Genomic DNA, 20,567 nt, shown 5'->3' with positions numbered 1-20,567 from the left:
CAACCTGATTATTAGATTAATTAGCTAATACCGCTTGCGACCGGAGACACCATGAAGCGCCTCACGACATTCATCACCGCCCGCTCGACCTCGTGGATCGTCCTGGTGGCGGCTCTCCTCGTATCGGGAGCCATCTTCGCGATGGGAACGGGCGCCACCGAGGAGACCGCACCGGGCGTCGGTCTGCCGGAGTCCGCCGAGTCGGCGCAGGTCGCAGCCGCCCAGGAGGATCTGCCCGGCGCAGACTCCACGACTGCACTTCTCGTGTACTCGAAGGATGGCGCAGAGCTGACCGACAGCGACGTCGAGGCGATCACCGCCTCGACCGAGGCGCTCGCCGATCTCTCGAACGCCGACTTCGTCCCGCCGCCGACCGTCTCTGACGACGGGACCACCGCCCTCGTCGTCGTGCCGCTGGACGTCGTCTCCGACGTCGGGGAGCAGGCCGACCGTGCCGACGAGATCCGCGCCGCCGCGAACGACGGCCTGCCCAGCGGTGTCACCGCACTCCTCACCGGACCCGAGGGCTTCGCGGTCGATGTCGCCGCAGTCTTCGAGGGAGCCGACTTCACACTTCTTCTAACGACGGCGGGCGTTGTCATCGTCCTGCTGCTGGTCACGTACCGCAGCCCGTGGCTCTGGCTCGTCCCGGTCGTGGTGGTCGGCACCGCCGACGGGCTCGCGCGCATCGTCGCCACCCGCGTGGCCGACCTGGCCGGCATCGCGCTGGATGCCTCGGTCACCGGCATCCTGTCGGTGCTCGTCTTCGGTGCCGGCACGAACTACGCCCTGCTCCTGATCGCCCGATACCGCGACGAACTCCGCCTCGTCGAGGACCGCCGTCAGGCGATGGCCCGAGCCCTGCGGGGAGCTGGCCCCGCGATTCTCGCGAGCGGAAGCACGGTCGTGCTGGCGCTGCTCACGCTCGTCTTCGCGCAGCTGGAGGGCAACCGTGCGCTCGGCATCGCGTGTGCGACGGGTGTCGTCATCGCCATGATCTTCGCCCTCTTCGTGCTTCCGGCTGCCCTTCTGCTGTTCGGCCGCGGCCTGTTCTGGCCTTACGTTCCCAAGTTCGGTAGCGAGGGGAGCACGGGTCGGGGTTTCTGGTTCCGCCTCGGAACGCTCGTCTCCCGCAAGCCCGCGGTCGTCGCGATCATCGGTGCGCTCATCCTCGGTGGACTCGCGCTCGGATCGACGCAGATCCAGGTGGGTCTGGCCCAGACCGAGCGCTTCACGGCAGTCCCCGAGGCAGTCGTCGGCCAGGAGCTCCTCGCTGACGCCTTCTCAGCGGGCAGCGGTTCACCGGCGGCGGTCATCACGAATGCGGACTACGCCGACGAGGTCGCCGAGGCCGCGGCATCCGTCGAGGGTGTCGACTCCGCCCGAGTCGGCGAGACGAACGGCGACATCACCCAGGTGGACGTGGTTCTCAGCTCGGCGGCGGAGACCGACGAGTCGTTCGCGACGATCGACGCCCTGCGCGCCGAGCTCGGCCAGATCGACGGTGCCGACGCGATCGTCGGCGGCCTCGACGCGCAGGCGCTCGACGTTGACCGGGCACAGCAGGCGGACCAGGACCTGGTCATCCCGCTGATCCTCGCCCTCGTGTTCCTCGTGCTGGTGCTCCTCCTGCGGGCACTCGTGGCACCCGTGCTCCTCCTCGCCACGGTTGTCGCGTCGTTCTTCGCGAGCCTCGGCGCGAGCTGGCTGCTCTTCCAGTCCGTGTTCGGGTTCCCTGCCGTCGACACGAACGTGGTGCTCTTCAGCTTCCTCTTCCTTGTGGCTCTCGGCGTGGACTACAACATCTTCCTCGTCACGAGAGCGCGGGAGGAGGCCCTCCAGTACGGCACGCGCACGGGCATGATCCGCGCGCTCGCCGCGACCGGTGGAGTGATCACGAGCGCGGGAATCCTGCTCGCCGCGGTCTTCGCAGTGCTCGGGGTCCTGCCGCTCATCACGCTCACGCAGATCGGGATCATCGTGTGCATCGGCGTGCTGCTCGACACCCTTCTCGTGCGCACCGTGATCGTGCCATCCCTCGCGTTCCTCACGGGGGAGCGCTTCTGGTGGCCGGGCCGCGCGATCTCGGTCGGCGCAGAGGTGCGGGCCGGGTCCGACAAGGCATAGCGCGGCTCCTACCCTCGGGTGGGAAGGAGCACCGCCCGCGGGATCTCGCCGAAGAACGCCAGGGGAGACACGTACTCGCCGTCCACGCGCACCCCCACATGCACGCAGGGCGAGCGGCAGTGACCCCCGACGACCGTGCCGATCACCTGCCCGGCCGCGACGCTGTCACCCTTGGCGACGGATGCCACGACCGGCTCGTAACTCGATACCACCCCGCCCCCGTGGTCGATCGACACCACCGGTCGGTCGACCACCACGCCGGCAAACCGCACGGTGCCGTCCGCGGGCGCGTAGACGGTCGACCCGGCGCGCAGGTCCACGCCACGGTGCCCCGCGGAGTAGCGCGTCGCGGGAGCGATGAACGGCCGTTCGACGACTCGCGGTGGGTCAACGGGCCAGGTCCACGTGCCGGACGGTGCAGTCGCCGGGGAGATCAACGCGAGTGTGCCGACGAGGAGGGCGGCGAGCATCCGGACCATGCCCTCAGTGTCGGCTGCGGAACGCCCGCAGAAACGGCGGCCGTCGGGCCGGTGGAGAAGGCGGAGGCCCCGTGCATCGGGGGAGGAGCGGTGCTACCATGATCGAAGCGCCTCAGAAATGGGGCGACTTCGCGTGCCCGCGCAGCGTCAGCACAGAGCGTCACAGCTCGATGCACATGACGTGGCACACTTCCACCAGTCCTCGGGAAACCGTTGCGGAGGTGCGTCCGGGTACCAGGCTCCGCACCGACCGGTAGCGGTGAACAACTGAGTAGGCGCACGCACGCGTGCGCCAGAGAAGGAGAACGGCCATGGCCGTCGTCACCATTCGCCAGCTGCTCGACAGCGGCGTTCACTTCGGGCACCAGACCCGCCGTTGGAACCCGAAGATGAAGCGCTTCATCTTCACCGAGCGTTCCGGCATCTACATCATCGACCTGCAGCAGTCGCTGGCCTACATCGACAAGGCGTACGACTTCGTCAAGGAGACGGTCGCCCACGGCGGCACCATCCTCTTCGTCGGCACCAAGAAGCAGGCCCAGGAGTCCATCGCGGAGCAGGCGCTCCGCGTCGGCCAGCCCTATGTTAACCAGCGTTGGCTCGGCGGTCTCCTCACCAACTTCCAGACGGTCTCCAAGCGCCTCGCGCGCATGAAGGAGCTCGAGGAGCTCGACTTCGAAGACAGCTCGAAGAGCGGCTTCACCAAGAAGGAACTGCTCATCAAGAAGCGCGAGCTCGACAAGCTGCACAAGTCGCTCGGCGGTATCCGCAACCTCACCAAGACGCCGTCGGCGCTGTGGGTTGTCGACACCAAGAAGGAGCACCTCGCCATCGACGAGGCGCGCAAGCTCGGCATCCCCGTCATCGGCATCCTTGACACCAACTGCGACCCCGACGAGGTCCAGTACCCGATCCCGGGTAACGACGACGCGATCCGTTCCGTCGCCCTGCTGACCCGCATCATCGCGGATGGCGCGGCCGAGGGTCTCATCCAGCGTCACCAGAAGCCCGAAGAGGGCGCAGAGGTCGAGCCGCTGGCCGCGTGGGAGGCGGAGCTCCTCCAGGCTTCCGAGACCCCCGCGTCCGAGGCCGAGAAGATCGAGGCCGTTGACGGTCTTGTGACCTCGACCACGCATGACACCGAGGCTGTTGCCGAGGTCATCGCCGCCGAGGTCCCCGTCGAGGAGAACGACGCCGACGCCGTTGCGGCCGAGCACGAGGCAGCCGCGGACGAGACCATCGTCCCCGAGCACCACGTCGAGTCGGACGCCGAGACCGAGGCCAAGATTGAGGCGGAGGCAACGTCCGCCGAGAAGAAGCCCGCGGCCGAGAAGAAGGCTCCGGCGAAGAAGGCACCGGCCAAGAAGGCCGACGCCGACGACTCGTCCTCGAAGTAACCAGACAACAAGCAACCAGTAAGGATCCACACCGTGGCAGACATCAGCCTCGCTGACATCAAGGCCCTGCGCGAGCGCCTGGGCACCGGCATGGTCGACACGAAGAACGCTCTCGTCGAAGCCGAGGGCGACATCGAGAAGGCCGTCGAGATCCTCCGTCTCAAGGGTGCGAAGGGCAACGCGAAGCGTGCCGACCGCTCCACGAGCGAGGGCCTCATCGCCGCCGTCGAGTCGGCAACCGCCACCACGATGATTGAGCTCGCCTGCGAGACCGACTTCGTGGCCAAGAACGACAAGTTCGTCGCACTCGGCGAGAAGGTCCTCCAGGCCCTCGCCGACTCGGGTGCCGAGACCCTCGAGGCCGCTCTCGCCGTTCCGCTCGATGGCGGAACCGTGGGCAGCGTCATCGACGACCAGGCCGCAATCCTGGGCGAGAAGGTCGAGCTCCGTCGTGTTGTGCGCATCCCCGGCGACAAGTTCGCCGTGTACCTGCACCGCACCTCGAAGGACCTCCCGCCCCAGATCGGCGTCGTCGTCGCCTACACGGGTGACGACGCGGAGACGGCCCGTTCAATCGCCCAGCACATCTCGTTCGCTGCGCCCCAGTACCTGGGCCGCGACCAGGTGCCCGCTGACGAGGTCGAGAACGAGCGTCGCATCGTCGAGGAGATCAGCCGCGGCGAGGGCAAGCCCGAGGCGGCCCTGCCGAAGATCGTCGAGGGTCGCATCGGCGCCTTCTTCAAGCAGGTCGCACTGCTCGAGCAGGACTACGCGAAGGACAACAAGCTGTCCGTCAAGAAGGTCCTGGATGACGCCGGCCTGACCGTGACGGGCTTTGCCCGTTTCAAGGTCGGCGCGTAAGCATTTCGCTGAAGTAAAACCTCAGTGACGAGGGGCTCAGGACTTCGTGTCCTGGGCCCCTCTTTTCGCGCCCGGACCAATAGCCTGTACACAGCACCACCCAGCAGACACAACAGAAGGATTGATTGATGACCGAAAAGAAGCGCCGTGTTCTGTTGAAGCTGTCGGGTGAGGCCTTCGGCGGTGGGCAACTCGGCGTGAATCCCGATGTCGTCAGCGCTCTCGCGAAGGAGATCGCACTCGCCGCGCAGGATGTCGAGATCGCGATCGTCGTCGGTGGTGGCAACTTCTTCCGCGGTGCGGAACTCAGCCAGCGCGGTATGGACCGTGGCCGCGCCGACTACATGGGAATGCTCGGCACCGTCATGAACGCGCTCGCCCTGCAGGACTTCCTCGAGCAGGCTGGCGCCGCCACGCGTGTGCAGTCGGCGATCTCGATGACCCAGGTCGCCGAGCCCTACATCCCGCGTCGCGCGGAGCGTCACCTCGAGAAGGGCCGCGTCGTGATCTTCGGTGCCGGTGCCGGTCTCCCGTACTTCTCCACCGATACCGTCGCGGCCCAGCGCGCGCTCGAGATCAGCGCCGACGTCGTCCTCGTTGCCAAGAACGGCGTGGACGGGGTCTACACGGGTGATCCCCGCAAGGATGACTCGGCCTCGAAGCTCGAGCACGTGACCTACCAGGAGGCGCTCGTGCGTGGCCTCAAGGTCGTCGACTCGACGGCCTTCAGCCTCTGCATGGACAACTCGATGCCCATGGTCGTCTTCGGCATGGAGCCAGCGGGCAACGTGACCAAGGCCATCCGCGGCGAGTCCATCGGCACGCTCGTCTCCAACTAGGCCGCACCGCTAGACCGGCCCGTGTCGACTGGCCTGATCGTCGCGCTGCTCATCGCGGGCGCGGCGATCGCGCACGCCACCTGGAATGTCGTCGTCAAGAAGGCGGGGATGTCCGGCCCGAGCTACATCTGGGCCGGGATCGTCGTGGGCGCTGTGGTGTTCGCACCGTTCGGGGTTGCATCGCTCGCTGCCGATGGGGCCGACCTCCTGGAACTCCTGCCGCTCGCTCTCGTGAGCGGTGCGCTCCAGGTCGTCTACTTCCTCGTGCTCCAGCGCGGATACAGGCTCGCGGATGTCTCGGTCGTCTACCCCCTCGCGCGAGGCACCGGCCCTTTCCTCGCCGTCGTGCTCGCGGTGCTCGTGCTGGGGGAGCGCCCGGGGTGGCTCGGCATCCTCGGTGCGGTCGTGATCACGCTCGGCGTCGTGATCATCGGTCTCGCTGGAGGGCGCAGCAGTGCGCGCGATAATCGGACGGGCATCCTCTACGGTCTCGGTGTCGGCGTGCTCATCGCGATCTACACACTCTGGGATGCCTCGGCGGTGACCGTGCACGACCTGCCACCCGTTGGCTTCTACTGGGGTTCCCTCGTGGTGCAGGCGGTGCTCCTGGCCGCCCCGGCCCTTCGGCGCTGGCCGGAACCCCTGCGCATCGCGCGGTCGCACCGGGTGGCGGTGCTGCTCTTCGCGATTCTGGGGCCGCTGGCATACATCCTCATCCTCTTCGCAGTGCAGATCGCGCCCGTCTCGATCGTCGCGCCCGCGCGCGAGGTGAGCGTGGTGCTCGTGGGTCTCGCGGGCTGGTTGCTCTTCCGTGAGCCGCATCCCGTCCAGCGGCTGATCGGTGCGACGGTGGTGCTCGCGGGCGTTGCACTCCTTGCCGCCTGATGCCGTTGCATCCGTTGCGGTCACGGCTCCCAGCGGTGCCCGACTAAACTCGACCTGACACAAAGGAGTTGCCCGTGATCAGCGACGTTTTGGCTGAAGCCAAGGACAAGATGCAGAAGGCCGTGGAGGTCGCCAAGGACGATTTCTCGACGGTGCGCACCGGCCGTGCAAACCCCGCCCTCTTCCAGAAGGTGCTCGTCGACTACTACGGTTCGCCGACACCTCTCGCCCAGCTCGCATCGATGGTCAACCAGGAGGCTCGCACGCTCCTGATCACGCCGTTCGACAAGTCAGCGCTCAAGGACATCGAGAAGGCGCTCGCCGCGGCGACGCACATCGGCGCGAGCGTCGGTAACGACGGCTCGGTCATCCGCGCGACCCTCCCGGAACTCACCGAGGACCGTCGCAAGGAGTACGTCAAGATCGTGCGCGACAAGGCCGAGCAGGCGCGAGTCGCGATCCGTAACATCCGTCGCAAGGCGAAGGATGACCTCGATGGCCTCAAGGAGGTCGGCGAAGACGAGGTTGCCCGGGCCGAGAAGGAACTGGATGCCTCGACCAAGAGCCACGTCGACGCCATCGACGACGCCCTGAAGCGCAAGGAAGCCGAGCTTCTCGAGGTCTGATGGTCTCCGACTTCGAAGCCCAGGTTCGCGCGACGAACGACAAGATCAACGCGCGTACCGGGCGACCCCTCCTGCGCGCGATCCTCGTGGGCCTCGTGCTCGGCGGGGCGGTGCTCGTCAGCCTCGTCCTGATCAAAGAGCTCTACATGGTGCTCGCGGCCGTTCTGATCGGCTTCACGAGCTTCGAACTTGCCAGCGCCCTGAGGTTCGCCGGGCGCGATGTGCCCAGGGTGCCGACGGTTATCGCCGCACTCGCTGTCGTACCGGCATCGTTCTACTGGCTTGCGACGGGCCACTGGCTGGTGACCCTCGCTGGGGTGCTCGCGATCACCATCTGGCGACTCGTGGAGATGATCCGCCCGGAGCATCGTGTGTCCGGAATGGACCTGCTCAAGGATCTGGGCGCCGGCGCCTTCATCATGGCCTACGTCGCGTTCATGGCCGGCTTCACGGTGCTCCTGACGGCCCAGGAGGGCGGCCAGTGGTGGACGCTCGCGTTCCTCATCGTCGTGGTCGCCGTCGACACGGGCGCCTACGCGACGGGGCTCACGTTCGGTAAGCACAAGATGGCACCGCTCATCAGCCCAGGAAAGACCTGGGAGGGCTTCGCGGGCTCGGCTGCCGCCGCCATCCTCGCGGGAGTACTCGTCGCCATCTTCATGCTCCAGCAGCCATGGTGGGTCGGCGTGATCTTCGGTCTGGTTCTCCTCGGTACGGCGACCCTCGGTGACCTCGCGGAATCCCTCATCAAGCGTGACCTGGGCATCAAGGACATCAGCACCTGGCTGCCGGGACACGGGGGCTTCCTCGACCGTGTCGACTCCTCGCTGCTGTCGGGTGCAGCGGCCTATGCGCTCTTTCTCATCTTCGCGTAGGGCACAATGGTGCGGTGAGTACTACCTTTCCGCGAGCACGTAAGTCACACACCGGATACAGCGTTGAGCAGGTCGAGGAATTCCTCGAGGAGGCCCGCGCCGCCTACACCGCCGACCGAGGCAGCCTCGGCACCGTGACTGCCGAGAGCATCCGCACCACCGCGTTCGCGATGGAGAAGGGTGGGTACTCCACCAAGCACGTTGATGCCGCACTCGAGCGCCTTGAGGACGCCTTCGCCGCGCGCGAGCGCGAGCGGGCCTTCGCCGAGATCGGGGATGCCGCGTGGTACGCCGCGGCCCGTGCATCCGCCCAGGAGATCCTCAACCGGCTCGCACGCCCGGCGGGACAGCGCTTCTCGCGCACCGGCATCCTCACCGATGGCTACGACCCCAAGGCCGTCGACGCCTTCGCGGACCGCCTCGTGGGCTACTTCCAGAACGGCAAGCCGATGAGTGTTGAGCAGGTGCGCGCCGTTGCCTTCCCGAGCAAGAAGCGCGGGTACAACGAGGGTCAGGTCGACCTGCTCCTGGACTCGGTCATCAACGTCATGCTGGCGGTGCGCTGAGGCTCAGCCGGTGCGCGCACCCCGCTCTGGGGATGCGCATCCTCTGGGTTTTGTCAGGCTCGTGGGATACAGTTTTTCAACTGTGGGTTCACATACACGAGCGACTTCCCTTCGCGCGCAGCTGAAAAGCTCCGGCGGGGACCTTTCGGGACGCCACGTGCGGTCCACTTGGTCGCTCCCCATTTTCGCGATCGCCGTGACCACGGCACTCCTCGTGACGAACTCGCTCAGCCCCCAGTCGCAGGCCAGCGCGTCGGAGATCGTCGCGCCCGGCACGACCGTGAAGGTCGATGCCCAGGAGCTCACCGTCGCGGGCCAGTACCAGCACACCGCCGCGCGCGACACGTTCACGACGAGCGAGATCGCACCGCCTGCCCCAGTCGTCTCCGCCGCGCCCGCAGCTGGTACGCCGGACCCGGGCAGCGCGCAGGCTGCGGCGTGGGAGATCCTGCAGGGCATGGGCTGGGGTCAGGACCAGTTCGATTGCCTGGTTGCCCTCTGGAACAGGGAATCCGGATGGAACGTCTACGCGCACAACGCGAGCAGTGGCGCCTACGGCATCCCGCAGGCGCTTCCCGGAGACAAGATGGCGTCGGCTGGAGCCGACTGGGCGACGAACCCGGCTACCCAGATCTCGTGGGGCCTGAGCTACATCGCCGGACGTTACGCGACGCCGTGCGGTGCGTGGGAACACTCCGAGGTCGAAGGCTGGTACTAACCGCTCGCACCCCGCGCCATCGATAAGCTGGCGCGATGGATCAGGTGCTTGAGCTCGCCCTCTTCTTCGTCATCGCGATCATCACGATCGTGGCAGCCGGTATCTTCGGCAAGAAGCTCGGCATCGCCACCCCGCTCATCCTCATCGTGATCGGTGCTGGTCTCAGCTTCGTTCAGGGGGCGCCGGTGAGCGTTCCCAGTGAGATCGTGCTCTTCGTGCTTCTGCCCCCGATCCTCTACGCGTCCGCCATCAGCGTTCCCGTCATCGACTTCCGCAGGAACTTCCCGTCCATCGGGGTGCTGAGCGTCCTGCTCGTGATCGCGACGACCTTCATCACCGGGGCCCTCCTCTGGGCTGTGTTCCCCACCCTGTCCTTCGCGGCGGCGGTCGCCGTCGGCGCCGTGGTGAGTCCGACCGACGCCGTCGCGGCCACCGCCATCGCCAAGCGGTTCGGCCTGCCCCCGCGACTCGTCACGATCCTGGAGGGCGAGAGCCTCGTCAATGACGCCACGGCGCTCGTGCTTCTGCGGTCGGCGATCGCGGCGACCGCAGCTACCGTCACGTTCTGGGATGCACTCGGCGACTTCGCCTTCGCCGTGACCGTGGCGATCGCGGTCGGCGTCGTCGTCGGATTCATTACCGTCTGGGTGCGTTCACGGCTCAACGACCCGCTGCTCGACACCGCGATCTCCTTCGCGGTGCCGTTCATCGCGTTCCTTCCCGCCGAGCAGTTCGGGGCGAGCGGGGTGATCGCGGTCGTCACCGTTGGCCTGTATTCGGGCTATCACTCCTCACGCCGTTTCTCGCCGCAGTCACGAACGACCGAGCGCACGAACTGGCGCTCGATCCAGTTCCTCCTCGAGAACGGCGTGTTCCTGCTCATGGGGCTCGAACTGACCAACGTCGTGGGCAACGTGCGCTCGGACGACCTCAGCGTTCCCGTGGCCGTGCTGCTGGGCATCCTCGTCACCGTTGTGGTCATCGCGACGCGCTACCTGTTCGTGGGACCGCTGCTGCTCATCCTGCGACGGCAGGAGCGGCGGGCACTGCTGAGGCACGAGCGGAGCAAGGAGTATCTCGAGCGAATACCGGCTGAGAACATCACGCCTCGCCAGGAGCGTCGCCTCTCCGCTGCGCGCAGGGTTCTGGGTCGGCGCGGCAACGACATCAAGCAGTTGCACGATGACGGCCTCGAGTGGCGCGGCGGCATCATCCTGGGGTGGGCGGGGATGCGCGGCGTGGTCACCCTCGCCGCGGCCCAGTCCCTGCCCGACGACATCCCGCACCGCAACCAGCTCGTCCTCATCGCGTTCACGGTCGCTGTCGTCACGCTGCTGGTGCAGGGCGGCACCCTCCCGTGGCTCATCCGCATGCTGGGCGTGCAGGGCTCGGATGCCACGGCCGATCGCCGCGAGTTCGCCTCCCTCCTTGCCGAACTCAACGAGGCTGGCCTCCAGGTGCTCGAGGACGCCACCGACAGCGCGGGGGAGCCCGTGGACCCTGCCATCATCGAGCGTGTTCGGCACGACACCGAGATCGGAACCAACCTGCTCCATGAGCAGGTTGAGGCTGCTGGGGACCCGGAGAAGCTGGCCGACCTGCCCCTGACCCGGTATCGGATGCTCCGCTACGACGTGCTCCGCGCGGAGCGGGATGCCCTGCTCATCGCTCGCTCGGAGGGGCGCTATGCCTCCCGCATTCTCGTGCGCGCGCAGACCGTGCTCGACCTCGAGGAGACCCGCCTCGCCCAGTTCGACACCGACTGATGGTCCCTGTCGTCGTCGTAGGCTTGGAGTATGCCCAGGTCGAACCGTCCCCGCGGTCGTAGGGCCTCCGACGACGCACCGGAGATCGACCTGTCGAGAGCTCTCGCCGGCCAGCGCCACGTGGAGTCCAAGCGCGACGGAAGCTGGAACGTACAGCCCATCGCCGCGGCGAGTGCCCTCAAGTCGTACGTCTGCCCCGGCTGCAGCCTCGAGGTCTCGCCGGGCACCGCACACGTGGTGACGTGGCGCGCGGACGGACTCATGGGGGAGGCCGACGACCTGGCCGCGCGTCGGCACTGGCACACCCACTGCTGGAAGATCAGGAGCTGACACGATCGTGACAGAGATACGGGGCGGGACGATCCTGCCAGCACGCCGCGAGGAGATCGAACTGCACACGGCCGACGGGCTCACGCTCGTGGGGGAGCTGGCGCTGCCGGAGACGGCGGAGCCGGTCGCGACCATCGTGGCGTTGCATCCGTTGCCGACCGCCGGCGGTTTCATGGACTCGCATGTGCTGCGCAAGGCCGCCGCCCGGCTGCCGGCGCTCGCCGACATCGCCGTGCTTCGGTTCAACTTCCGGGGCGTCACGTCGCCCCGCGGCACCTCGGAGGGCACCTTCGGCCACGGTGTCGATGAGCGGCACGATCTCGCGGCCGCCATGGCCTTCGTAGCCCAGCGCGGGCTGCCGAACCCCTGGCTCGTTGGCTGGTCCTTCGGCACCGAGGTCACGCTCAAGTATGGGCTCGAGCATCCCATTGTCGGTGCGATCCTGCTCTCGCCGCCCCTGCATCGCGCCACCGCTGACGAGGTTGCCGCGTGGGCGGGGAGCGGCAAGCGCCTCGTCGCGATCATTCCCGAGCTCGACGACTACCTGCGCCCAGCGGAGGCGGCCGAGAGGTTCGCGAGCGTGCCAGAGCTCGAGTTCGTCGCCGTCGAGGGTGGTAAGCACCTCTGGGTGGGCGAGGAGCAGACCTATCGCGTGCTCACCGAGATTGTGGCCAGGCTGAACCCCGGCGTGCTTCCGCTGCCGCGCGAGTGGGACTAGTCAGCATCCCGCCTAGAGCTCTTCCTGCCGGGGAACGACCACCTGGTCGATGACGAGCATGATGCCAGCCGCGACGGGGATGGCGATGAGTGCCCCCAGGATGCCCAGCAGCGTGCCGCCAGCCAGTGCGGCGATCACGACCACAGCGCCGGGGATCTTGACGGCCTGCGCCATGATGCGGGGGCTCAGGAAGTATGCCTCCACCTGCATGTAGACGAGGTAGTAGATGCCCACGATGAACCACGAGGGCGCGCCGTCGAACAGCAGGACGAGAAGCGTGATCACCGCCGCGCCCGAAACGGTTCCCACGAGTGGGATGAGGGACGCCAGGAAGGCGATGAACGCGAAGAGCGCGGAGTAGCTCACCGGCACCGCGAAGGCTGGGAGGATGAGCGTCAGCACGATGAACGACAGCACACCATTGCTCAGGGCGAGCACGAACTGGCCGCTGACGAAACGCCCGACGGCCGTGCTGGTCTGCTCGGCGAGGTCGATGAACTTGGGCCGCTTCGAGGCCGGAACCAGGCGGTAGATCCCGCGCTTGAGGTTGCTCAGCGATGAGACGAAGTAGAGGGTGAGGATGAGCACGATGACAGCGCCCGTGATGCCGGTCGCTATCCCGACGCCGACGGTCAGCACACCGCCGGTGATCTGGGTCGGGTCGAGCGTTGCGACCCAGTTCTGGGCTCCCGTGATCACGCTGTCGACGTCCAGCCACGGCAGCGCATCCTGAATGGCCTTGCGCGCGCTGCCATCGAAGAACGAGTTGATGAACCCGGGGACCGTGCGGATGGCACGTTGGATCTGGTCGCTGATGACCGGGATGATCGCGAAGATGAGGCCGGCGAACACTGCGAGGACCCCGACGAGCACCGTAACGATCGCGAGCGGTCGCGGGAACTTGTGCCGTTGCAGCCAGCTCACCACCGGGTCGAGCCCGAGTGCGAGGAACAGCGCGGCGCCCACGTAGGTGAGGATCGTCGCGAGCGAGCCGATCGTCGCACCAATCGCCACCGCCACGATGACGCCCAGACCACCGAGCAGTCCTACCCGAAAAGCATTCTGGATCTTCATTTCGGTCCCGCTCCCGCTCAGCGCGCTGTTGTTACTGCCCGGTGTTGATACTGCTCGGTTCTGCTACTGCTCCGATGCAACCGATTCGACCTGCTGCAGTACGCCCCGCAGGTTCTCGAGGTATCCAGCGACCGTTTCGCGCTCAATCCTAATCTTCGCCAGTCGCTCCTCAGCGTCAGCAGTCAGCGCGGCGCTGCGGTGCTCAGCCTCTTCCACGAGTGTGCGAGCGCGCGCCTCGGCGTTCGAGACGAGCTCCTTCGCCTGCTTCTCTGCGTCGGTGCGGATCGCCTTGGCTGCCGCCGTGGACTCCGTGGTGAGGCGATCGACCTCGGCGCGGGCCTCCTCGGCGCGCGCGGTGGCCTCCCTCAGCTGGGCCTGGGCCTCCTCGAGATAAGCGGCGGTCTGCTCTGCGGCCTCCTTCTGGGCGGCCAGTGCTGCGGCCTCGGCCTCGTCACGACGCGTGGCGATCTCCAGCGCCAGGGCGTTCCTGGCCTGCTCTGCCTCGCGCTCGAGCGTCGTGCGGGTCTCGTCGCGCTGGTGCTGCAAGTCGGCGCGCGTGGCCTCCGTCTCGCTCGCCAGCTCCGCCCGCTGGCGCTCGATGTCGCGCTTGAGGTCGGCGGTCTGCTTCTCGATGTCGTGTGCGAGTGCCGCGCGGGCACTCGTGGTCTCCGCCTCGAGCGCCGCCGTCTTCTCGGCGATGTCCGCTGTGAGCGTCGCGCGCAGCTCGGCCATCTCGGTGTTGAGGGCCACCTGGGCTTCGGATGCCTGGGCCTCCAGGTCGTTCCGAGCTGCGGCGGTCTCGTTCTCCAGTTCCGCCCGCGCCGTGGCGATCTCCCGTTCGAGCTCGGCACGCGCCGTTGTGATCTCGTGCTCGAGGTCGGAACGGGCGGCCGTCGTCTCGGCCTCCAGAGCAGCCCGAGCGGAGTTCGTCTCCGCTTCAAGCGCGGCACGCGTTGCCTTGGCCTCAGCATCGAGCGCGGCTCGTGTGGAGTTCGCCTCGGACTCCAGCGCCGTGCGCGTGGCCGCGGCCTCCGACTCGAGCGTCGCCCGGGTGGCGGTCGTCTCGGACTCGAGGGCGGCGCGTGCGGCCGTCGTCTCCGCTTCGAGCGCGGCCCGCGCAGCCTCCGTGTCCGCCTCGAGCGCCGCGCGAGCGGTCTCAGTCTCGACGCGCAGCTTCTCCTCCGCGGCGGTGGTGTCGTTCTCGAGCTTCTCGCGGGCTGCGGCCATCTCGTTGGCGAGCTCCGTGCGTGCCTTGGCTGTCTCGGCCTCGAGCTGCGCCCGTCCTGTGGCGATCTCGCGCGCGAGGTCGGTGCGACCCTGCTCGAGGTCGCGGGCCAGGTCGGCACGCTTCGTCGCATTCTCGTTCTCGAAGTTTGCGCGACCCAGCTCGGAATCGCGGGCCAGCTCGGCGGCCATCTCGCGGGCATTGCTTGCCTCGCGGGCGGCGGACTCCTGGAGTTCGGCTGCGGCCTTCTCAGCTGCGGCGCGTACCGCGGCAGCCTCCCGGGCGGCGGTCGACCTGGCCTCCGCGACCTCGGTAGTGGCGGCCCCACGCAGTGCCGCGGCCTCGCGGCGAGCATCCTGCACGAGCGTCTCGGCCTCGGCGCGAGCGCGGGAAAGGAGGGCGTCGGCCTCCATGGTGGCGTCGCTGAGGGTGGCGGATGCCCGTTCCGTGGCATCCAGGATCGTGCGCTGTGCCTCGGCTGCCGCATCCGACGTGAGCTTCTTGACTTCGGCGGCGACGCTGCTGCGCATCTTCTCCGCATCGATGTCTGCCTGGGCGATGAGGCGAGTGGACTGCTCCTCGGCGACCCGCAGGGTGTTCTCGAGCTTGGTGCCGAGACCCGCATAGGTGGGGCTGCCCGTCTCGTCGAGCTCCGCCTGCAGGTCCTCGTTCACGGCGAGGAGTCGCTTGACCTCCTTGGCCGATTCGGCACGTTCCGCCGTGGCTTTCGCGAGTTCGGCGCGCAGGCTCTGGATGGTGGCATCCACTTCATCCTTGCGATAGCCGCGCATCTCGGTGCCGAAATCGGTCTCGCCTGCAGCCATGAACATCTCCTTGTGGGCGTGGGGATGCAGAGAAGTCTAGGGCGTGAAGAATACGGCTTCATTTCAGCATCCGTGCGGGGAATGCCCCTCGCTTTCCCAGTCACTTCCCAGTGCGGACGTTAGGCCCGAGCAGAGGCATCCGCTATTCTTGAACGTCTTTGTTGCTGCTTCTCCTGGGTTTGCGGGAGGTCCCTCCTCGTCCAGTGAGAGTGGTCGCGTCTGCTGCTGGAGGTCCCGACCTCCCGGATCGCGCCGAGCGGCACGAAAGGAGTAGTCCGTGAGATTTGTTCTCGCCATTGTTGCGTTCGTCGTCGCCGCAGGTCTTCTGGGCATGGGCATCGCGCAGCGCACGATCTTCGCGTCCCCCAATAACGTCACCCTGTCCGTGTCCTCGACTGCCGACGCGCCCGTGACCATCATCGACGGTGCGACGCTCGCTGCCTTCCCGGGCAGCCAGACCATAACCCTCAGCGGCAGCGAGCAGGTGGTGGCCGCCTACGGTCGCACCACCGACGTGCGCGCGTGGGTCGGTGACGCCACGCACAACGAGGTGACCTACGACGCCGAGACGGGCGAACTCGTCAGCACCCTCGTGCAGGGCGAGGAGAGCGAGGTGCCGAATCCGGATGGCTCAGACCTCTGGTTCGACGACTACGTGGAGGAGGGTGTGCTCACCCTCACCGTCACGGTTCCCGAGGACGTCTCCTTCGTGATCGCCTCGGACGGTGTCGAGCCCGCGCCCGCGAACCTCAGCATCAAGTGGCCGCTCGACAACTCGACCCCCTGGGTCGGCCCGCTGGTCGTGAGTGGGGCGATCGTCCTGCTCCTCGGTATCGGCCTGCTGATCTGGGCGACCACCCACATGCGCAGCGCCCACGGTCCGCGCCGCTCGATGCCCAACGTGCCCAAGGCCAAGCGCACGTTCGGCCTGAAGAAGCGTCAGCCCGCTCAGCCCCCGGCCAACCCGTGGGACGAGCCCGCGGTCGAATCGGACGCTGCAACCCCCGCCGAGAACGACGGTGCGCCGGAGCAGAACGCCGAACCGGCGATCGCCGTGCCGCCCATGCCAGAGCAGATCGAGTCGGGATCGCCCGATGACTCCGAGATCGCGAACGATGAGCCCACCTCCGACGACCCCGCCGATGTCGTACCGCCCCGCAAGACCGAGATCATCGAGCTGCCGGATGACACCAACCCCGAGGCGGGGCGCACCTCGATGCTGACGCGTCGTCGCGGCCTCGTCGCCGTGCCGATCTTCCTCGTCACGGCCCTCGTCATGAGTGGTTGCTCCGCGGACTTCTGGCCCGATCTCGAGGCCGGCGCGACCCCGACGCCGACCGCGACTGTGCCTGCCGCCGCCGAGCTGAGCCCCCCGGCGACCACCGTCCGCCAGGTGGAGCGCATCGTCGCGAAGGTCAGCGCCGTCACGACCGAGGCAGATGCCAACCTCGACGGCTCCCTCCTCGAGACGCGCTTCGCAGGCCCGGCACTCGAGCTCCGCCTCGCCAACTACACGATCCGCGGCGCCGACCCCAGTGCGGCTGCACTCCCCGCTATTCCTGACGGCCCGGTGAAGGTCACGCTCCCGCAGCAGACCGACACGTGGCCGCGCACGGTCTTCGCGGTCATCCAGGACGACAAGGACGCGACCATCCCCCCGGTCGCCCTGTTCCTCGTCCAGGAGGACCCCCGCAGCGACTACAAGGTGAACTACGCGATCACTCTCGAGCCGTCCGCGGTCCTGCCGGACGTCGCGCCGGCGAGCATCGGCGCCGCGCGCCTGCCGGCCGACAGCGGCCTGCTGCTCAAGACGCCGGAGAACACCGCTGTCGCGTACGCCGACATCCTCATGCAGGACGTCGACAGCGAGCACTACCTCCTGTTCGAGTCCGAGGGTGACTCGCTCCGCACGAGCGTCGGCCTCGAGGCCAAGAACGCACTGAAGGCGAGCCTGCCCACGACGGCGACGGCGTCCTTCAGCAACGCGGTGGGGGAGGCGGAGCCGATCGCCATCGCGACCAATGACGCCGGTGCGATCGTGGCCGTGAACCTCGAGGAGACGACAACCGTGACTCCCACCGAGGCTGGCGCCGCGATCAACCCCTCCGGCCAGGTCAAGACGCTCTCGGGCGTCGCGGTCAGCACGAAGGGCGTCACCGCGACGTATGGCGACCAGCTGCTGTTCTACATTCCTCCGGCCGGTGGGAATGGAAAGATTGTGCTGCTCGGTTACAGCCAGGGACTCATCAAGGCATCGGAGGTCGGATGACCAACGCACCGCTCAGCGGCGCAAACCTGCGCGGCGCCGTCGACCTCTCGTCGCTCGTGCGCCCCGCCGTTCCCGCGACGAGCGACGCTCCCGCCGGTGGCGTGAGTCGTTCGGCGACGGACGCCACGTTCACGCAGGTGCTCGACCTCTCGCAGACGGTTCCCGTCATCGTCGAGTTCTACGGCCAGGGGATTCCCGCCTCGCTCGCCCCGATCATCGGCTCATACGAGGGTCGAATCGCGCACGCTACCGTGGATGCCACGGCCAACCCCCAGCTCGTGCAGGCGTTCCAGGTCGCGGAGTTGCCCACGGTCGCCGCCGTGGTCGCAGGGCGTCCCGTCCAACTCTTCGCCGGACTCCCCGCCGAGGAGGAGGTGCGCGCAGTCCTCGACCAGGTGCTCCAGCTCGCAGCCCAGCAGAACGTGACGGGGAGCATCCCCGTGGGCGACGGCGACGCGGAGCCTGCAGAAGAGCCGCTGCCGCCGTTGCACCAGGAGGCCTACGACGCCATCACCGCGGGCAACTACCCCGCCGCGATCAAGGCGTACGAGACCGCGATTGCCCAGAACCCCCGCGACCAGCTCGCGGTGGCGGGGCTCGCGCAGGTCTCGCTCCTCGCCCGCCTCGATGGCGTGACCGCCGATGCGGTGCGGTCGGCCGCGGCCGAAGCGCCCACCGATGTCGAGGCTCAGCTCGCCGTTGCCGACCTCGACGTCTCCGGTGGTCACCTGGAGGACGCCTTCCTCCGTCTCCTCGACCTCTTCCCGACGCTCGATCCGGCAGGCAAGAACCTCGTGCGCGCACGCCTCCTCGAGTACTTCGAGATCGCCGGCGCCGAGGACCCGCGCGTGGTGGCGGCACGGCGGCGGCTGACGCTGCTGCTGTTCTAGGTCGCACGTGAGTGACCTGGGCAATGGCATCCGTCCCACTGCGTGGCAGTGGGATCTTCTGGCGAGAGTCGCCCAGCTCGCTGGTGTGCTCGCACTCGTGGGTCTCGGCATCTCTGCCGTGGCTGGCGCTGTCACGCTCGCCGGAGTCTTCGCAGGGGTGATGTTCGCGCTCTTCGTGGTGTCGATCATCCTTGCGTTCCGTGTCGGATCCGCGTCGAACCGTGAGCGTGCGGCCGGCTACTCGACGATCTTCGACTTTCCCGGGTTCGAGCTGCGGGATGGTCGCACGCTCGACGTGCTCCGCGAGGCATCGGTCGACCCCGAGACGCCAGGCCGTCGGTCCCTGCTGCGCGGCATGATCGCCTCCCTCCGCAAGGACGACAAGGAGTGACGTTCTCGGTAGCTGACGTGCGTCGTGACTTCCCGATCCTCGATACCGAGGTGAACGGGCATCCGCTCGCCTACCTGGACTCCGCCGCCACGTCGCAGAAGCCACTGGCCGTGCTGGACGCCGAGCGTGAGTACTACCTCCACGCGAATGCCGCCGTGAACCGCGGTGCGCACACGCTCGCCGCTGCCGCCACGGACGCCTTCGAGGATGCCCGAGCCACCGTCGCACGGTTCGTCGGCGCTCACGACGACGAACTGGTGTGGACCTCCAACGCCACGGAGGGCATCAACCTCGTCGCGTACGCCCTCTCCAACGCGGCGACGGCCCCCGAGCGGTACCGTTCGCTCGCTCTCCGCCCTGGCGACGAGATCGTGGTCACCGAGCTGGAACACCACGCGAACCTCATCCCGTGGCAGCAGCTCGCCGAGCGCACAGGAGCAGTGCTCCGTTACGTTCCGGTCGATGACGACGGAGCACTGCGCCTCGACCTTGTCGAGACGACGATCACCGAGCGTGCGAGGGTGGTTGCGGTCTCGCACGTGTCCAATGTGCTCGGCACGGTCACACCTGTCGAGACGTTCGTGGCGCGTGCCCGTGAGGTCGGCGCGATTGTTGTGCTCGACGCGTGCCAGTCGGTTCCTCATCTGCCCGTCGATCTCCACGCCCTCGACGTCGACTTCGCGGTCTTCTCCGGGCACAAGATGCTGGCACCGACGGGTATCGGCGCGCTGTACGGCAAGCGCGAGATGCTCGCTGCGCTCCCTCCTGTCACGACGGGCGGCTCCATGATCACGACCGTGACCATGGAGCGGGCCGAGTTCCTTCCGCCCCCGCTGCGCTTCGAGGCCGGCACCCAGCGGGTCTCGCAGGCGATCGCCCTGGCCGAGGCGGTGCGCTACCTCGACGCGCTCGGGATGCCCGCCGTCGCCGATCACTCGCACACACTCGGCGCGCGCCTCGTCGATGGCCTCCGCTCGATCGAGGGCGTCCGCGTGCTGGGGGACCAGGGCGGCGCGCCTCGCATCGGCCTCGCGGCTTTCGAGGTGGACGGCATCCACGCCCACGACGTCGGCCAGTTTCTCGACGACCTCGGCATCGCGGTGCGCGTCGGGCACCACTGCGCGCAGCCCCTCCACCGCCGGCTCGGGCTCATCGCGAGCACCCGTGCGAGTTCATCCGTGTACACGACGGACGCGGAGATCGACCGGTTCCTCGAGGCACTGTCCGGCGTTCGCGGGTTCTTCGGGGTGGGCGCATGAGCGACCTCGGCAACCTGTACCAGAACCTGATCCTCGACCATGCCAAGCGCCCGCAGGGCCGCGAACTCCTCACCGACCCGACCGCGAGCTCCCACCAGGTCAACCCGACCTGCGGTGACGAGGTCACGGTGACCATCCGCGTCGAGGGTGGAGCGGTGACGGCATTCGGATGGGAGGGGCATGGCTGCGCGATCTCGCAGTCGTCGGCATCCTTCCTCAGCCTGCTCGTCGGGGGGCAGCCAGCCGAGGACGTACGCGCACTCATCGAGGAGTTCCGCGAGGTCATCCGTTCACGCGGCACCCTGGAGCTCGACGAGGAGCGCTTCGGCGATGCGATCGCCCTCAACGGGGTCTCCCGCTACAGCGCCCGCGTGAAGTGCGCGATGCTCGCCTGGGTCGCCCTCGAGGACGCCCTGTCGCTTCCCTGACGTGACGTGCCCACTTCAGC

19 protein-coding genes and 2 pseudogenes are annotated in these 20,567 nt (G+C 67.8%); 18 read left to right on the top strand and 3 right to left on the bottom strand.

Features of this window, described 5'->3' with window-relative positions; genetic code table 11:
* The first annotated feature begins 51 nt into the window (after nucleotides 1-51).
* A complete protein-coding gene (locus HDC94_RS12050) occupies nucleotides 52-2,127 on the top strand; it encodes an MMPL family transporter (protein ID WP_179497877.1) in 2,076 nt (691 codons plus the stop codon).
* An 8-nt stretch (nucleotides 2,128-2,135) separates the two neighbouring features.
* Here HDC94_RS12050 and HDC94_RS12045 read toward each other — a convergent pair whose 3' ends face one another.
* Nucleotides 2,136-2,606: a murein hydrolase activator EnvC gene (locus tag HDC94_RS12045; RefSeq protein WP_179497875.1), complete on the bottom strand. Its 471-nt coding sequence runs from the start codon at nucleotides 2,604-2,606 to the stop codon at nucleotides 2,136-2,138.
* Between the two features lie 311 nt (nucleotides 2,607-2,917).
* Between HDC94_RS12045 and rpsB the strand changes: the two are divergent.
* The 12 genes and pseudogenes from rpsB to HDC94_RS11990 all read left to right on the top strand — a co-directional run.
* Nucleotides 2,918-3,671 (top strand): annotated as a pseudogene (gene rpsB, locus HDC94_RS12040) (30S ribosomal protein S2); the annotation flags it as partial.
* A gap of 101 nt (nucleotides 3,672-3,772) precedes the next feature.
* Nucleotides 3,773-4,003, top strand: a pseudogene (locus tag HDC94_RS14965) (50S ribosomal protein L15); the annotation flags it as partial.
* 33 nt (nucleotides 4,004-4,036) lie between these two features.
* Nucleotides 4,037-4,864 carry a translation elongation factor Ts gene (gene tsf / locus HDC94_RS12035; protein ID WP_179497871.1) on the top strand — a complete coding sequence of 276 codons (828 nt, stop codon included), beginning with the start codon at nucleotides 4,037-4,039 and terminating at the stop codon, nucleotides 4,862-4,864.
* A 128-nt stretch (nucleotides 4,865-4,992) separates the two neighbouring features.
* Nucleotides 4,993-5,703 (top strand): UMP kinase, encoded by a 711-nt coding sequence (pyrH, locus tag HDC94_RS12030; RefSeq protein ID WP_179497869.1) that lies wholly within the window; start codon nucleotides 4,993-4,995, stop codon nucleotides 5,701-5,703.
* Nucleotides 5,704-5,724: 21 nt separating this feature from the next.
* Nucleotides 5,725-6,588: a DMT family transporter gene (locus HDC94_RS12025; RefSeq protein ID WP_308495715.1), complete on the top strand. Its 864-nt coding sequence runs from the start codon at nucleotides 5,725-5,727 to the stop codon at nucleotides 6,586-6,588.
* 74 nt (nucleotides 6,589-6,662) lie between these two features.
* Entirely contained in the window at nucleotides 6,663-7,214 is a 552-nt protein-coding gene (frr, locus tag HDC94_RS12020) for a ribosome recycling factor (RefSeq protein ID WP_179497867.1), read from the top strand.
* On the top strand, nucleotides 7,214-8,089 hold the full coding sequence (locus HDC94_RS12015) for a phosphatidate cytidylyltransferase (protein WP_179497865.1): 876 nt from the start codon (nucleotides 7,214-7,216) through the stop codon (nucleotides 8,087-8,089). Before frr ends, HDC94_RS12015 begins: the two co-directional genes overlap by 1 nt.
* A 14-nt stretch (nucleotides 8,090-8,103) precedes the next feature.
* Entirely contained in the window at nucleotides 8,104-8,655 is a 552-nt protein-coding gene (locus tag HDC94_RS12010; protein WP_179497863.1) for a DivIVA domain-containing protein, read from the top strand.
* Nucleotides 8,656-8,851: 196 nt separating this feature from the next.
* The gene (locus HDC94_RS14960; RefSeq protein WP_374757273.1) at nucleotides 8,852-9,373 is read left to right on the top strand and encodes a lytic transglycosylase domain-containing protein; all 522 of its coding nucleotides are present in this window, start codon (nucleotides 8,852-8,854) and stop codon (nucleotides 9,371-9,373) included.
* Nucleotides 9,374-9,408: 35 nt separating this feature from the next.
* The gene (locus tag HDC94_RS12000) at nucleotides 9,409-11,139 is read left to right on the top strand and encodes a sodium:proton antiporter (protein WP_179497861.1); all 1,731 of its coding nucleotides are present in this window, start codon (nucleotides 9,409-9,411) and stop codon (nucleotides 11,137-11,139) included.
* A 30-nt stretch (nucleotides 11,140-11,169) separates the two neighbouring features.
* A complete protein-coding gene (locus HDC94_RS11995) occupies nucleotides 11,170-11,469 on the top strand; it encodes a hypothetical protein (protein WP_179497859.1) in 300 nt (99 codons plus the stop codon).
* A gap of 4 nt (nucleotides 11,470-11,473) precedes the next feature.
* Entirely contained in the window at nucleotides 11,474-12,187 is a 714-nt protein-coding gene (locus HDC94_RS11990) for an alpha/beta fold hydrolase (protein WP_179499061.1), read from the top strand.
* Nucleotides 12,188-12,199: 12 nt separating this feature from the next.
* Here HDC94_RS11990 and HDC94_RS11985 read toward each other — a convergent pair whose 3' ends face one another.
* Both HDC94_RS11985 and HDC94_RS11980 read right to left on the bottom strand, forming a co-directional pair.
* Complete coding sequence (locus HDC94_RS11985) at nucleotides 12,200-13,261, bottom strand: AI-2E family transporter (protein ID WP_179497857.1); 1,062 nt, start codon at nucleotides 13,259-13,261, stop codon at nucleotides 12,200-12,202.
* 63 nt (nucleotides 13,262-13,324) lie between these two features.
* Nucleotides 13,325-15,310 carry a hypothetical protein gene (locus HDC94_RS11980; protein ID WP_179497855.1) on the bottom strand — a complete coding sequence of 662 codons (1,986 nt, stop codon included), beginning with the start codon at nucleotides 15,308-15,310 and terminating at the stop codon, nucleotides 13,325-13,327.
* 277 nt (nucleotides 15,311-15,587) lie between these two features.
* Here HDC94_RS11980 and HDC94_RS11975 point away from each other — a divergent pair, with 277 nt between their 5' ends.
* From HDC94_RS11975 to sufU, 5 genes are read left to right on the top strand one after another with little or no spacing between them, the layout of a single operon-like run.
* Nucleotides 15,588-17,579 carry a hypothetical protein gene (locus HDC94_RS11975; RefSeq protein ID WP_179497853.1) on the top strand — a complete coding sequence of 664 codons (1,992 nt, stop codon included), beginning with the start codon at nucleotides 15,588-15,590 and terminating at the stop codon, nucleotides 17,577-17,579.
* Nucleotides 17,576-18,469, top strand: coding sequence for a co-chaperone YbbN (locus tag HDC94_RS11970; RefSeq protein ID WP_179497851.1), 894 nt, complete (start codon nucleotides 17,576-17,578; stop codon nucleotides 18,467-18,469). Before HDC94_RS11975 ends, HDC94_RS11970 begins: the two co-directional genes overlap by 4 nt.
* 7 nt (nucleotides 18,470-18,476) lie before the next feature.
* Nucleotides 18,477-18,860, top strand: a complete 384-nt coding sequence (locus HDC94_RS11965) for a hypothetical protein (protein ID WP_179497848.1) — start codon at nucleotides 18,477-18,479, stop codon at nucleotides 18,858-18,860.
* Entirely contained in the window at nucleotides 18,857-20,119 is a 1,263-nt protein-coding gene (locus tag HDC94_RS11960) for a SufS family cysteine desulfurase (protein WP_179497846.1), read from the top strand. The genes HDC94_RS11965 and HDC94_RS11960 overlap by 4 nt, the downstream gene beginning before the upstream one ends.
* Nucleotides 20,116-20,547 (top strand): Fe-S cluster assembly sulfur transfer protein SufU, encoded by a 432-nt coding sequence (gene sufU, locus HDC94_RS11955; protein ID WP_179497844.1) that lies wholly within the window; start codon nucleotides 20,116-20,118, stop codon nucleotides 20,545-20,547. Before HDC94_RS11960 ends, sufU begins: the two co-directional genes overlap by 4 nt.
* Nucleotides 20,548-20,567 lie beyond the last annotated feature (20 nt).

The sequence above is a fragment of the Leifsonia sp. AK011 genome, assembly GCF_013410945.1.
In the GTDB taxonomy this organism is placed as follows: domain Bacteria; phylum Actinomycetota; class Actinomycetes; order Actinomycetales; family Microbacteriaceae; genus Rhodoglobus.
The sequence above is the reverse complement of the archived record's forward strand: the minus strand, read 5'-3'. Positions and strand labels throughout refer to the sequence as shown.

Excerpts from the sequence above, each read along its gene's own strand:
- HDC94_RS11985 (WP_179497857.1), bottom strand. The coding sequence starts at position 13,261 with ATGAAGATCCAGAATGCTTTTCGGGTAGGACTGCTCGGTGGTCTGGGC.
- HDC94_RS12015 (WP_179497865.1), top strand. The coding sequence starts at position 7,214 with ATGGTCTCCGACTTCGAAGCCCAGGTTCGCGCGACGAACGACAAGATC.
- sufU (WP_179497844.1), top strand. The coding sequence starts at position 20,116 with ATGAGCGACCTCGGCAACCTGTACCAGAACCTGATCCTCGACCATGCC.
- HDC94_RS12000 (WP_179497861.1), top strand. The coding sequence starts at position 9,409 with ATGGATCAGGTGCTTGAGCTCGCCCTCTTCTTCGTCATCGCGATCATC.
- HDC94_RS11995 (WP_179497859.1), top strand. The coding sequence starts at position 11,170 with ATGCCCAGGTCGAACCGTCCCCGCGGTCGTAGGGCCTCCGACGACGCA.
- pyrH (WP_179497869.1), top strand. The coding sequence starts at position 4,993 with ATGACCGAAAAGAAGCGCCGTGTTCTGTTGAAGCTGTCGGGTGAGGCC.
- HDC94_RS11980 (WP_179497855.1), bottom strand. The coding sequence starts at position 15,310 with ATGGCTGCAGGCGAGACCGATTTCGGCACCGAGATGCGCGGCTATCGC.
- HDC94_RS12050 (WP_179497877.1), top strand. The coding sequence starts at position 52 with ATGAAGCGCCTCACGACATTCATCACCGCCCGCTCGACCTCGTGGATC.
- HDC94_RS11970 (WP_179497851.1), top strand. The coding sequence starts at position 17,576 with ATGACCAACGCACCGCTCAGCGGCGCAAACCTGCGCGGCGCCGTCGAC.
- HDC94_RS12045 (WP_179497875.1), bottom strand. The coding sequence starts at position 2,606 with ATGGTCCGGATGCTCGCCGCCCTCCTCGTCGGCACACTCGCGTTGATC.